At 43.4% G+C, this 13022-nt stretch carries 10 protein-coding genes and 1 pseudogene; 8 read left to right on the plus strand and 3 right to left on the minus strand.

Annotation, left to right across the window (positions count from 1 at the left end; all coding sequences use genetic code 11):
- The first annotated feature begins 170 nt into the window (after positions 1 to 170).
- The 4 genes from V7K36_RS30575 to V7K36_RS30590 all read left to right on the plus strand — a co-directional run bounded on the left by V7K36_RS30575 (position 171) and on the right by V7K36_RS30590 (position 4157).
- The gene (locus V7K36_RS30575; protein WP_334825164.1) at positions 171 to 698 is read left to right on the plus strand and encodes a YdcF family protein; all 528 of its coding nucleotides are present in this window, start codon (positions 171 to 173) and stop codon (positions 696 to 698) included.
- A gap of 427 nt (positions 699 to 1125) precedes the next feature.
- Positions 1126 to 2289, plus strand: a complete 1164-nt coding sequence (locus V7K36_RS30580; protein ID WP_335121426.1) for a GuaB3 family IMP dehydrogenase-related protein — start codon at positions 1126 to 1128, stop codon at positions 2287 to 2289.
- Between the two features lie 386 nt (positions 2290 to 2675).
- Positions 2676 to 2999, plus strand: a complete 324-nt coding sequence (trxA, locus tag V7K36_RS30585) for a thioredoxin (RefSeq protein ID WP_334824090.1) — start codon at positions 2676 to 2678, stop codon at positions 2997 to 2999.
- Positions 3000 to 3344: 345 nt separating this feature from the next.
- Positions 3345 to 4157 carry a carbon-nitrogen hydrolase family protein gene (locus V7K36_RS30590; RefSeq protein ID WP_335121427.1) on the plus strand — a complete coding sequence of 271 codons (813 nt, stop codon included), beginning with the start codon at positions 3345 to 3347 and terminating at the stop codon, positions 4155 to 4157.
- Positions 4158 to 4656: 499 nt separating this feature from the next.
- Here V7K36_RS30590 and fba read toward each other — a convergent pair whose 3' ends face one another.
- The gene (fba, locus tag V7K36_RS30595; protein WP_334824096.1) at positions 4657 to 5736 is read right to left on the minus strand and encodes a class II fructose-bisphosphate aldolase; all 1080 of its coding nucleotides are present in this window, start codon (positions 5734 to 5736) and stop codon (positions 4657 to 4659) included.
- 573 nt (positions 5737 to 6309) lie between these two features.
- Between fba and V7K36_RS30600 the strand changes: the two are divergent.
- A pseudogene (locus tag V7K36_RS30600) lies at positions 6310 to 6765 on the plus strand (DUF2141 domain-containing protein).
- A gap of 375 nt (positions 6766 to 7140) precedes the next feature.
- Here V7K36_RS30600 and V7K36_RS30605 read toward each other — a convergent pair.
- Positions 7141 to 8283, minus strand: coding sequence for a peptidoglycan-binding protein (locus V7K36_RS30605; RefSeq protein ID WP_335121447.1), 1143 nt, complete (start codon positions 8281 to 8283; stop codon positions 7141 to 7143).
- A gap of 367 nt (positions 8284 to 8650) precedes the next feature.
- A complete protein-coding gene (locus tag V7K36_RS30610; protein WP_335121429.1) occupies positions 8651 to 9718 on the minus strand; it encodes a DMT family transporter in 1068 nt (355 codons plus the stop codon).
- A gap of 413 nt (positions 9719 to 10131) precedes the next feature.
- Here V7K36_RS30610 and V7K36_RS30615 point away from each other — a divergent pair, with 413 nt between their 5' ends.
- The 3 genes from V7K36_RS30615 to V7K36_RS30625 all read left to right on the plus strand — a co-directional run.
- Complete coding sequence (locus tag V7K36_RS30615; protein ID WP_335121431.1) at positions 10132 to 10791, plus strand: vWA domain-containing protein; 660 nt, start codon at positions 10132 to 10134, stop codon at positions 10789 to 10791.
- 10 nt (positions 10792 to 10801) lie between these two features.
- On the plus strand, positions 10802 to 11590 hold the full coding sequence (locus tag V7K36_RS30620; RefSeq protein ID WP_335121433.1) for a PP2C family serine/threonine-protein phosphatase: 789 nt from the start codon (positions 10802 to 10804) through the stop codon (positions 11588 to 11590).
- Positions 11591 to 11596: 6 nt separating this feature from the next.
- A partial coding sequence (locus V7K36_RS30625) for a tetratricopeptide repeat protein (protein WP_335121435.1) occupies positions 11597 to 13022 on the plus strand: 1426 nt, incomplete at its 3' end.

The following is a 13022-nucleotide window of genomic DNA, read 5'->3' on the forward strand; positions in this document are numbered from 1 at the left end:
CGCGCTGTAACATGAAAATCACCCAAATTTGTATTTGGGCAGATTTTTGAGGAGTTTGCTACTCTACTATCAATTGTGCTTTTCTTCTAGCCAGAGGAAATTTTGAGTTCAGTAAATTAAGTTATCGAGCCTTGAATAAGTTACTCTTTACAGGTAAATATTTTCGTTTTATGGCTTTTTTCCTACCGCTAATCATTTGGTGGGGATACAAAGAGGTACAAAACCAATTTGTACAGCCAGAAGCAGTTGTAGTGTTGGGTGGTTCAACGAGACGTTTAGAGCGAGAGAAGTTTACGGCTGAATTTGTCACCCAGCATCCAAATATACCAATTTGGATTAGTGGGGGTAGTCCACCTAGATCAACCCAACGAGTGTTTATTAAAGCTGGTGTTGATCCCAAACGTTTACACTTGGACTATGAAGCCGTAGATACAGTTACTAATTTTACTACGTTGGTGGATGATTTGCAAGCTCGCGGCATCAAAAGCGTTTATTTGATTACTTCAGATTTCCATATGCGTCGGGCTTGTGTCATCGGCGAAATTATTTTGGGTAGTCGAGGTATTTATTTAAAACCAGTGCCAGTTCCTTCAGGAAAACCACCGGAATCTATCGAAAAATCTATCCGTGATGGAGCTAGAGCGATACTTTGGTTAGCAACTGGTTACACGGGTGTGGATGTAGCTAAAAATAAATAATAAATCAAACCAATTTTAGATTTTGAAATTGAAAATCTTCAGATTCAGAAGGTTTATCAATTTGAAACAAGACAAACTATTCTAAGTTGGTATCATTTATGGTAATTTGCATGATCTTAACCTAAGTCAATACAGGCAAATTAAGAGAATTAATGGCAATGATCCTGACATTAACTAAGTAATAACAGACACATGAAACTACAATTATCGAAAAGCTAGCGCCACGCCAACTTTCAAATAACACAATATAAAAACAAATTAACAATTTTTGCTCATTTGGTTGCTTGGTGAATACTTTGCGTCTACCAAAGTTTCGAGCAATGGCTTGGATGACTCGAATTTATCTATGTAGTTCCGGGAAAAAAACGTCCCAATCCCCTCCACAATTTGATACCCTAGCTTAAACAGATTTGAGAAAAATTAAAGCGTGGAAATTCAACTTGGGCGGGGGAAAACAGCTCGCAGAGCTTACGGAATAGATGAAATTGCTCTAGTCCCCGGTAACAGAACACTAGACCCCAGTTTGGCAGAGACTAAGTGGCGGATTGGCAATATTGAGCGAGAAATCCCGATAATTGCCAGTGCGATGGATGGCGTTGTAGATGTTCGGATGGCTGTACGTTTGTCACAGTTAGGAGCATTAGGTGTCCTCAATTTAGAGGGGATTCAAACTCGCTATGCTGACCCAGAGCCAATATTAGATCGGATTACCTCTGTGGGTAAAGATGAATTTGTTGCCCTGATGCAAGAACTCTATGCCGAACCAATAAAGCCAGAATTAATTGAACTACGTATTCAGCAAATTAAACAACAAGGTGGCATTGCGGCGGTGAGTGCAACTCCAGCCGGTGCAAGTAAATATGGTGAGGCGGTGGCAAAAGCTGGGGCAGATTTATTTTTTATCCAGGCTACGGTAGTTTCTACTGCACATCTGTCACCAGAGTCTTTAGTACCTCTTGATTTAGCAGAATTTTGCCGTTCCATGCCCATCCCCGTGGTGTTGGGTAATTGCGTGACTTACGAAGTTACTTTGAATTTGTTGAAAGCTGGGGCGGCTGGGGTACTGGTGGGAATTGGGCCTGGTGCCGCTTGTACTTCTCGTGGGGTGTTGGGTGTGGGTGTGCCACAGGCGACTGCGATCGCAGATTGTGCTGCGGCACGAGATGATTACTACAAGGAAACTGGTAACTATATCCCCATTATTGCTGATGGCGGTTTAATCACCGGTGGCGATATTTGTAAATGCATCGCCTGCGGTGCCGATGGTGTGATGATTGGTTCCCCCTTTGCCAGAGCCGCCGAAGCCCCAGGACGAGGTTATCATTGGGGTATGGCGACTCCCAGCCCAGTTTTGCCTCGTGGCACCCGGATTCGCGTTGACACCACTGGTAGCCTAGAGCAAATCCTCATTGGCCCAGCAGGACTAGATGACGGCACTCACAATCTTTTAGGAGCCTTAAAGACGAGCATGGGCACCTTGGGAGTCAAAAATATTAAAGAAATGCAGCAAGTGGAAGTTGTGATTGCGCCTTCCTTATTAACCGAGGGTAAAGTTTACCAAAAAGCTCAACAATTGGGTATGGGGAAATAGAATTGGGGCATGGGGCATGGGGCATGGGGCATGGGGCATGGAGCATGGAGCATGGAGCATCGGCATAAGGAAGACAAAGGGGACAAGGAGAATAACCAATGCCCAGTGCCCAATGCCCACTCCTAATCCTTGAATAAATTTTTCCAGCCCCCTAAACAATTGCTGGAAAAATCCGATATGTCGCCTACAATAGAGATAGCGGAGACGCATGTTTCCGTTCACTCCTCACACCACACTCCGCCCGGACTACTGTTCGGGCGGTTCCTTATGTTTATAAATAAATTCTAGAGCTTCTTTGCAAATATACATCCTCTACTTCCGAGCCGAAGTTTTTGCTATGGTAGAATTTTCACCAAGCTCAGATATTATTGGCGAAGGTTTTAGGCATGTCAACAGCCGCACAAGTTACCGATTCTAGTTTCAAGCAAGAAGTACTCGACAGCGATGTACCTGTTTTAGTTGACTTTTGGGCACCCTGGTGCGGACCATGCCGTATGGTAGCTCCTGTTGTCGATGAAATCTCCCAACAGTACGAAGGTCAAATCAAGGTTGTAAAAGTCAACACAGATGAAAATCCTCAGGTTGCTAGCCAGTACGGCATCCGCAGCATTCCTACATTAATGATTTTTAAGGGTGGACAAAAAGTGGATATGGTGGTAGGTGCTGTGCCTAAAAGTACATTAGCTTCCACTCTCGAAAAGTATCTTTGAAACTCAATCGGCAATAAAATGCTCTTGAGTTATCCATTTTGTTCTAACTTTAAGTTAATTTTTATAAACAAGTTTGAGAGGCGCGAATTTCTCGTTTCTCAAGCTTGTTTACCTTTGTATACAATTTCCGAATATTTTTAGGAGTTTTCTACCTCAAAAACAACTCCCTAATTCCCGCACTACCAATTTCTACCGCTATAGCATCGCCAACAGAAAACCCAAAAGCTGAGTCACGTCGCTTCTCTACCAGACGCTGACGCATTTCTAATTAACTACCACAGATGTTGAAGTAGCGATATATTTGATAATCTATCTTCCATAAATCAACTGTTCGTTGTTGAATCTATGAAGTCTTATTTAGCCGCCGCTATTCAATTGACCAGTGTGCCCGATCTACACAAAAATTTGGCACAGGCAGAAGAATTAATCGAGCTTGCCGTGCGTCAAGGCGCCCAATTGGTAAGTTTACCAGAAAACTTTTCTTATATGGGAGAAGAAAAAGACAAACTCGCGCAAGGCGATGCGATCGCTCTTGAAAGTGAAAAATTTCTTAAAAAAATGGCTCAACGCTTTCAAATTACGATCTTGGGCGGCAGCTTTCCACTTCCGGTAGACAATACAGGCAAAGTTTATAACACCACTCTACTCATCGACCCAAACGGTCAAGAACTGGCCCGCTACTATAAAGTACACCTATTTGATGTTGATGTCCCCGACGGCAACACCTATCGGGAATCCAGCACCGTTGTGGCTGGTACGCAATTACCCCCCGTTTATTTCTCAGAAAAACTTGGCAATTTAGGACTTTCTATTTGTTATGATGTCCGCTTCCCTGAACTGTATCGTCATCTGGCAGATAAGGGAGCTGATGTTATCTTTATTCCCGCCGCCTTTACCGCCTTTACGGGCAAAGATCACTGGCAAGTACTACTACAAGCCAGAGCCATCGAAAATACCGCCTACGTCATTGCTCCTGCCCAAACAGGCAATAACTACGCCCGCCGTCTAACCCACGGACACGCCGTTATTATCGACCCTTGGGGCGTAATTTTAGCCGATGCTGGGGAAAAACCGGGAATTGCGATCGCCCAAATCAACCCCACTAGGCTTGAACAAGTTCGCCGTCAAATGCCCTCCTTACAACATCGGGTATTCTAGGCGCTGGGGATGAGGGAGCAGGAGGGAAATAACTAATGCCCAATGCTGATTAACAGAATAAAACAAAAAACCGGGTAAACTACCCGGTTTTTGACAACATTAAAATCTTCAGCTTTTTAGGAGCATAGCAGGAGTCATTGATGTCAACTTAAGGTAAAAACCTGCCTAAAAAAGCTTTTAGAGATTGTCCGCCAAATTACCCATAATAAAAGAACCCCACCCCCTAAGAGCTCTTCGGGAGGGGAGACAAAGCATAGCTTTGGCTCTTTGGGGTTCTTCGGGTTTAATAAGTAATCAAGCGGACATGATATTAGAGATTGTCTCGTCACGAGTCTCCGACTGGGAATGCCTAATGTGAGGGCTACCGCCTCAAGACTTGCGGCAGAGCCGCAATTGAAGAGCATTTCCAGCCAGAGGCTGGAAACGAGGTTTTAAAGGAGTTTTTGCTTAAGTTGACACCAATAAGCAGCACTATGCCCCTATTTATTTGTTGTCAAAATTAAACTTTAGCAGCAGCTTTGCTAACAACGTTGAGTTCACCCTTAGCATACTTAGCAGCAAAATCTTCCAAAGAAACTTGCTTGATCTTGCTTGCATTGCCAGCCGTACCAAATTGCTGATAGCGTTCAGCACAAACCTTCTGCATATATGTAATGGAAGGCTTGAGGAAGTGACGGGGGTCAAACTCCTCTGGTTTTTTAGCTAAAGCTTCACGTACAGCAGCAGTAATTGCCAAACGGTTGTCGGTGTCGATGTTTACTTTACGTACACCACTCTTAATACCTTTTTGGATTTCTTCTACAGGTACGCCATATGTTTCAGGGATTGCACCACCATACTGGTTAATTATGGCCAGTAAATCTTCAGGTACAGAAGAAGAACCATGCATTACCAAGTGGGTGTTGGGCAAACGGCGGTGAATTTCTTCAATGCGGCTGATTGCCAAAATTTCCCCTGTCGGCTTGCGGGTAAACTTGTAAGCACCGTGGCTTGTGCCAATGGCAACAGCCAAAGCATCTACTTGGGTTGCTTCTACGAAGTCAACAGCTTCATCGGGGTCAGTTAAGAGTTGGGAGTGGTCGAGTGTACCTTCAAACCCATGACCATCTTCAGCTTCACCAGCACCAGTTTCTAGAGAACCCAAACAACCGAGTTCACCTTCAACGCTCACACCCAGAGCATGAGCTACATTTACAACTTCGCGGGTAACATTGACGTTGTACTCGAAGCTAGCGGGGGTCTTAGCATCAGCTTCTAAAGAACCATCCATCATCACGCTGGTGAAGTTGTTCTTAATTGCTGAGTAGCAGGTAGCAGGCGCATTCCCATGATCTTGGTGCATGACAATGGGAATCTGAGGATAGGTTTCTACTGCTGCCAAAATTAGGTGGCGTAGGAAGTTTTCTCCAGCATAAGCACGAGCGCCACGAGAAGCTTGCAAAATTACAGGGCTATCTGTCTCGACAGCAGCCTTCAGGATCGCCTGAATCTGCTCCAAATTGTTAACGTTGAAAGCTGGGATGCCATAACCGTTTTCAGCTGCGTGATCCAACAGCAGCCGCAGTGGTACAAGCGCCATAGATAGTCCTCCTAATGTGGTTGTCAGCTAGTCGGTGTGAGAGAAGCGTAATTATTACGCTAAATCTTAAGAGTTTTTTCAACTTATAGGAAATTATAACTAGTGTGGTGTGTCATGTTGAAAAAGATCACGCCATGTTTACTATTATAAATATGCCCTATATTTGCTCTCTACTGCTGTACTATATTCGCCCTGTCGCATTTGCTACTGGAATACTAGAGAACTTAGGCGCAAGCGAAGAGGTATTTTCTGAGGTTTTAGGATTCGAGGGAGTAGATAAGAGGTAAGCGGAGTGTCTTTGCTCAACTGCTGCACCTGATCAATTACAGCTATTTTCAGGTAAATAGACCACGCGGTAGGGGCACAGCATTGCTGTGCCCTGACGACATATGTGGTTCAAATACTTGAATTCTGCTGTCAGATAGCGATCGCCTGTGTGTTTATACTTACAATCAGATTTAACTGAGTGATAATTGTTCTGTAAATACCTCGACCAATAGACATCTCAGGATAGATATTAGAAATCTGCGTTGCTTTATTTGAGCAAAACTTATTTTATTTTGTGAAAATTTTATGGTTAAAGGATTGAGAGTTAGTATATTGCTATTGGCAATTCTGGGAAATCTGGTATGGTCATTTAGTGCCAAGGCAAATTTTAACGGTCAACTCACCATAGAAATTGATGGCTTGAAGAATAAAGAAGGACAAGTCTGTGCCAGTATATTTGCAAGCAGTGAAGGATTTCCTAGCGATCGCGATCGCGTCTTACAAAAGTAGTGTACCAAGATTACTGACACTCCCTTAATCATTAGCTTTCAGAACTTGAAAGCAGGTATTTATACGGTTGCTGTTTTTCACGATGAAAATAATGACTACACTCTCAATAGTAATATTTTTGGTATACCAAAGGAAGGCTTTGGATTTTCCAGCAACCCAGAAATTCGCACAAGAGCGCCCAAATTTAGCGAAGCAGCATTTTTAGTGGTAGGCCCGGACATCAATATCCAAATCCAGTTGAAATATTTTTAACTGAAACTTTAAAGTTGCCTCTCACCTACCCGGTAGGGAGGTGATGAGATGGCAGTCGCTCATAGGGGAAACCCCCAAGACCGCGCTGCCTCATGAATTTCGAGTGAGTTGAGTTGCATGGTCCCAAGTGTTTTGAGCAAGCGAAAACAAGTATTTGCATAGCGACGAAACGAACAAAATATTGATTATTTATGGTAGTATTTGAACGTAGGTGTAAACCAATTAAATGCAGAAATGCAGCCTATAAAAAACAAAACCTTCATAAAACCAAAGACCCTGGGGCACAGGGCTTTAAAGCTCAGTTAATGTCTTCATAGAAGAGTCACTGAGAGAGCTTACACTCACCCGAAGGGGAGTGTGTGGAGTATGTCACACTTATTCTTGTGAATCGTTGTGTGAATCTTCCGGTAGACTCTGTTGTTCCGGCAAGCCACGCATTCGATTCATCTGAGTTAAAGCATATCGTGCTGTTGCTTGCACTTCGGCATCTGGGTCTTCTAGTGCATGGCGCAACATCTGACTCATTTGACCCATCATATCATAAACACGCGTCAGGTCACGGATCGCATTTTGTCGTACTTGTGGACTTTCATCTTGGATTGAAATTGCTAAAGCACGATTCATCGGTTTGAGTGTGCGAGTGCCAATTTCTGCCAAAGCTGCCAAAATTAAACTGCTTTCTTGAGAATCAGCATCAATCATCACGTCAACCATTGGCTGAATTGCCCGCGAATCTCCCTGCTGACCCAAATCCCAAATAGCCTTGCGTCGCTTTGTTGGGTCAGAACTACGTAATTCTTGAATTAATTCGTCAACGATATTGAGTTTAACCAGTCGAGAAGTTTTTTCTGGTAGCAGTAATTGTGTCGCTAATGGTGGCGTAGCTGTTTGTGGACTAGTTACAGTCTCTGGTAAGAGTGGTATCATCGGGTCTATCTTAGCTTCACTCAAGCTTTTAGTATTTGATATTTCGGACTTTTCCACTTGTTTGACCTGACGAAACCACCTCAGCAGGTAAACAAGTGCGCCAATACTTCCTAGAACTCCGATGGCAAATATTAACCACCAGACAAAACCTCTCTCGGTTGGCTTGGGTGTTGTAGTTGGTTTGGAAGTGGCAGCAGGAGAGGTGAATATTCGAGAGGTGATAATTTGATTTTTGGCTGCCAAAGCTGCTTGGAGTTTCCCCATAGTCGCCAGACCCGTAATGCCATCTACTTTTAAACCCTTTGCTTTCTGGAATTTAGCTACAGCGATTTCCGTACTAGCGTTGTACTGTCCATCTACCACGCCACTGTAGTATCCCAACTGCTTTAATAGAGTTTGTAGTTTCTGCACATCTGACCCTTGACTACCGGGCATCAAAACAGCCGGACTAGCAGTTACTGTCGAACTAGCTTGTGCAAGTTCTAAAATTTCAGGTGCTAGGTTAGGTGTGGCTGTACTTGCGCGATTTGGGTAAAAACCCAGGCAAGAAAAACAGGTAAATATCAAGATTAAGGAAGGGCGTAGCCTCATATTGCAAGTTTCAGCCTGAACGTGCTTTTGAAGTCTTCGATACCACAATAACAATTCAAAATTCAAAATTCAAAATTCAAAATTGTTCGTGTGGTAACAGAGCCTTGCCGAAGTGCAGCGTCTCGTAGAGAAGAGACTTATATCATGTCCCGGTAATTAGTTGTGATTCCCATAGTCATTGCACCCCACACGCCAGATGCTCCACTTGGGGAGACCCCTCTGAGCGCTGGCTCCCCTTAATCCCCGCCCCGCCAGCGGGTAACTCGGGGTCCCCTCTGGGGATTAGGGGCAGGGAGAGAAAGCATAGCTTTGGCGGGGTGGGGTTCTTCGGGTTTAATAAGCAATCAAGCGGACATAATATTATTGCTTATAGCAAAATTTCTGGTTCAGATTCTCTGACTGCTAGGGTTATGGGGTTCAATTTTTTCGCAGATGCTTCTAAAAGTGGTTGTGGGATGTTAGCTATTTCGCCGACGGTAACTGTATCGTTTTGTCCTGCTAAAGTATCACGTTGGTTAATCAGATAGATGCTGATTAAAGTGAGGAAAACACCGACCCACTGCAACGGACTGAGGACTTCTGAGAGAAACAGATTGCCGAATAGTAGTGCAAATATGGGTGTAAGGAAGGTGAGGGAACTAAGGCTGGTGAGACTGCCACTAGAGGCAAAGTAGAAGAATAATCCGTAGGCGATCGCACTGCCAAATACAGTGGCATAACTCAAAGCCACTAAATCAGATGTTCCTAGATTCTCCCACTGCTGGGATTCAACAACTGATGAAATTCCCCATAATGGCAATCCACCCAAAATCATGTGCCATCCCGTAGCGCTTACTGGGTCAGCGTGTCGGCACACAAACCTTATCAACACTGTTCCCACTGCCATTGATAGGGCTGCTAACAGCATTAACCACTCGCCACTAGCAAACAAATCTTGCCAGTTGCCAATTGTAATATTTGTGCCTGAGTCGAAAAAATGTAAAATCCACTCATCAGGTAAACCAATTAAACTAATACCTGTGATTCCTAGTCCTAACCCTAGCCATCCCCAAAAACCAATGTGTTCTTGGAATAGCCACAACGACAGCAAGGCAACAGCTAAGGGTTGTGAGTCAATCATCACAGACCCTAACCCTGCACTGGTTCTGACTAATCCCTCTGCCAAAAAGCCTTGAAACAGCGTCCCATCTACTAGAGCAAATAAAGCAATCCACAGCCATGCGGCCCAACCCTTGGGCTGGGGTTTACCCATGAATGCTGCTGCAATCAGAATTAACACCCCTGCTGGTATCAAACGCACTCCCGCCATGAATAGGGGTGTGGTGTGGGGTATCACTCCTTTCATGGCTACCATTGCCGTCCCCCATAGGAAAAAGGGGGCAATTAACAGGAGGGGGGCGAAGGGAAGTTGAGATGCACTGAGTTTCAGTTGCATGGGTTTGCTGATGCCTTTATTTAACAAGCGCAAAAATTGCTTTACCCAATTTTACCGAATTATGTAGTTTTGCGATCGCATAGCGTCTCGAAGAGACAGTCTGACGTCTCTCCAAACCTCTCTTTTAAAAGGAGAGAGGCTTTGAATCTTACTCCCCAACGCTAGTAGGGAAGGGGCTGGGGGTTAGGTCTGTATTGGACTCAACTAAGAGGCGCTATAACTAGCTGGACAAAAATATTTACGTGTAATTAATTCTATCCGACTACTTATCAGGTAAAAAGCACAAACGCTTTAAATCAGGCAAATAGGCAGTAGTATTTATACGTATAAATACTACTGCAAAAGTGTGTTTTATAGCTGAAAATGTAAGTGATTTATCTCTCAGACCAGTTGATTCAATTTAGGAGCATCGAATGTCTGCCGGAATGCCTGAATTCGTTGAAAATCCAGAAAATCGTTGCCCTGTAATTCTCTTACTTGATACTTCTGGCTCTATGTCAGGTCAGCCTATCCAAGAGTTAAATCGAGGACTTGCAGCTTTCAAAGAAGATGTACAAAAAGATTCCCAAGCATCGCTGAGTGTAGAAGTGGCAATAATCACATTTGGCCCCATAGTTCAAGTGGTGCAAGACTTTGTGACGATTGACCAATTTACACCGCCTATATTGGAAGTAGGTGGTCTTACCCCAATGGGTGCGGCGATTGAGTATGCTTTAGATTTTTTAGAAACCCGCAAACAGACTTATAAAGACAACGGTATCCATTATTATCGCCCTTGGGTGTTTTTGATTACAGACGGAGTGCCAACAGACTCCTGGCAATCAGCCGCGCAAAGATTGAGAGAAGCAGAAGCACAAAGCCGACTGTCATTTTTTGCAGTTGGTGTACAGGATGCTGATATGAATATCCTCAAACAAATTTCCCCTCCTGAACGTCCACCAATTATGCTAAAAGGCTTGGATTTTCGTGAGTTGTTTGTCTGGCTTTCTGCTTCGATGAAACGGGTTTCTAGTGGCAAAGTGGGACAGGCTGTAGCTTTACCGGCTGTGGGATGGGGTCAAATTACTACTTAGGGGAAATTTTGTGAATTGGAAAGTTGCTGGGGATTGTGCGATCGGAACAAGTCATCAAAACCAGGAGATACCTTGTCAAGACTATGGGCGTTATCTCATCTTTAATGATGTGATTATTGTAGGTGCGGTTGCTGATGGTGCTGGTAGTGCTAAATATTCGGATATTGGTGCTAAGTTGGCAGTAGAAACGGTACTCAAATGCTTTTCTGATATTCATGAATCTCCTCAGAATGAAGAAGAATCAGAGGAAGGTTTTTCTCAACCACTGTCCCAAGAAGAAGCTGAGAAACTGTTTACGAAGATTGTGAAAATAGCTATTGGAAAGTTACATAATCAAGCGGACGAAGGAGGTTATTCTGTCAATGATTTAGCTTGTACGTTGTTGGTTTTCGTGGCAACTCCTGACTGGGTTGCAGCTATGCAAATCGGGGATGGATTTATTGTAATGCGTTCACACGACTCAGAATATAAACTGTTGTTTCAGCCCGATAAAGGTGAGTTTGTGAATGAAACAACTTTTATCACCTCAACAAATGCAGTAAAAGATATACCTGTAAAGGTTATTTCTGAAAAACAAGAGTTTATTTGTGTTTCCACTGATGGACTAGAAAAAGTAGCAATTCGCTTGAGTGACTGGGAACCTTTCTCACCTTTCTTTAAACCTTTAGAGGAATATTTGCATGAAAGTGTTGATCCAAAGGAGGATAAATATCTAACGGAATTCCTCAACTCTGAACGGCTAAATTCTCGCACTGATGATGATAAAACCTTACTTTTGTGCTTATTTGATAGAGAGTAAAATTCGATGACAGTTCTCACCTGTGCTAGTACGGGAAAATCGATTACTCTGCTGGGTGAACCGATAGCTAATAGTGGTGAAGGTAAGGTTTGGCGAACTAATCACAATGGTTACTTAGCAAAAATTTACCACTCGCAAACTCCTGAGCAAGTGCAAAAGTTGGCTGTGATGATAGCGCACCGACCCAAAGAGCCAAACTTTCACCTAAATCATATTTCTTTTGCTTGGCCTAAGTCGGTACTGAAAGATGCTCAGGGTGATTGTGTCGGTTTTTTGATGCCGGAAATTAAGGAAGCAAAAGTACTTATTGATGTATACAACCCCAAGAAAAGAAAGGATTCAAAACTTGATGTTGATTGGCGTTTTCTCCACACTACGGCGCTGAATATCGCCTCAATTATTGAAGCAATTCACATTTCTGGCTATGTTTTGGGTGATATCAAGCAGCAAAATATTCTTGTAAACGATCGCGCCTTACCTTCAATTATTGATACTGATTCTTTTCAGGTTCGGAATCCGGAAAATGGCAATATTTATCGTTGTCCAGTTGGTTCACCAGATTATACACCACCGGAACTGATTGATCAAGATTTTTCTAGCATTGATCAAACAGAAGTACACGATCGCTTTCGGTTAGCAGTGATTATCTATCAGTTGTTGTTTAGTAGTCAAACTCTTTTTAAGGGAAACTGGATAGGCGCGGGTGAAATGCCAGAAACTAATGAACTTATCCGTCGGGGTTTATGGCTGTATGCACCAAATAGTTTGATTCAAGCTATAGATAGCACAATTCCTCTTGAGATTGTTCACCCAGAGGTTCAGCGATGTTTTTTGAGATGTTTTAATGATGGTTATAAAAATTCTAATTTGCGCCCAACTGCTAGGGATTGGGTAAAGGCGCTCAGACTTGCTGTTAATGAGTTAACTATCTGTGGAAAGGTAGACAGCCATTACTACAGCCAAACTTATGGTAAGTGTTATTGGTGCGATCGGGCCACAAAACTTGGTATTGATATATTTCCTATATTTTCTAAAAAACACACCTTTTACAAAGATAAAAATGCCGATGCCTACATCAACTCAGGAGTTACCCGTTATAACTTGGGAGACAACCAAGGGGCGATAGATGATTACAACCAAGCTTTGCTTATTAATCCTTACTATGCCGATGCCTACTGCAACCGGGGAGCTGCACGTTATAAGTTGGGAGACAAGCAGGGAGCAATAGACGATTACAACCAAGCTTTGCGTATTAATCCTAACCATGCCGATGCCTACAGTAACCGGGGATCTGCCCATTCTGATTTGGGAGACAACCAAGGGGCGATAGATGATTGCAACCAAGCTTTGCGTATTAATCCTAACCATGCCGATGCCTACATCAATCGGGGAAATGCCCATTCTGATTTGGGAGACAAGCAGGGGGCAATAG

Source organism: Nostoc sp., from assembly GCF_036919555.1.
GTDB lineage: Bacteria > Cyanobacteriota > Cyanobacteriia > Cyanobacteriales > Nostocaceae > Nostoc.

Bases quoted from the DNA above. Each gene is read 5' to 3' on its own strand.
- V7K36_RS30605 (WP_335121447.1), bottom strand. From the start codon at position 8,283: ATGAGGCTACGCCCTTCCTTAATCTTGATATTTACCTGTTTTTCTTGC.
- V7K36_RS30590 (WP_335121427.1), top strand. From the start codon at position 3,345: ATGAAGTCTTATTTAGCCGCCGCTATTCAATTGACCAGTGTGCCCGAT.
- V7K36_RS30615 (WP_335121431.1), top strand. From the start codon at position 10,132: ATGTCTGCCGGAATGCCTGAATTCGTTGAAAATCCAGAAAATCGTTGC.
- fba (WP_334824096.1), bottom strand. From the start codon at position 5,736: ATGGCGCTTGTACCACTGCGGCTGCTGTTGGATCACGCAGCTGAAAAC.
- V7K36_RS30610 (WP_335121429.1), bottom strand. From the start codon at position 9,718: ATGCAACTGAAACTCAGTGCATCTCAACTTCCCTTCGCCCCCCTCCTG.
- trxA (WP_334824090.1), top strand. From the start codon at position 2,676: ATGTCAACAGCCGCACAAGTTACCGATTCTAGTTTCAAGCAAGAAGTA.
- V7K36_RS30575 (WP_334825164.1), top strand. From the start codon at position 171: ATGGCTTTTTTCCTACCGCTAATCATTTGGTGGGGATACAAAGAGGTA.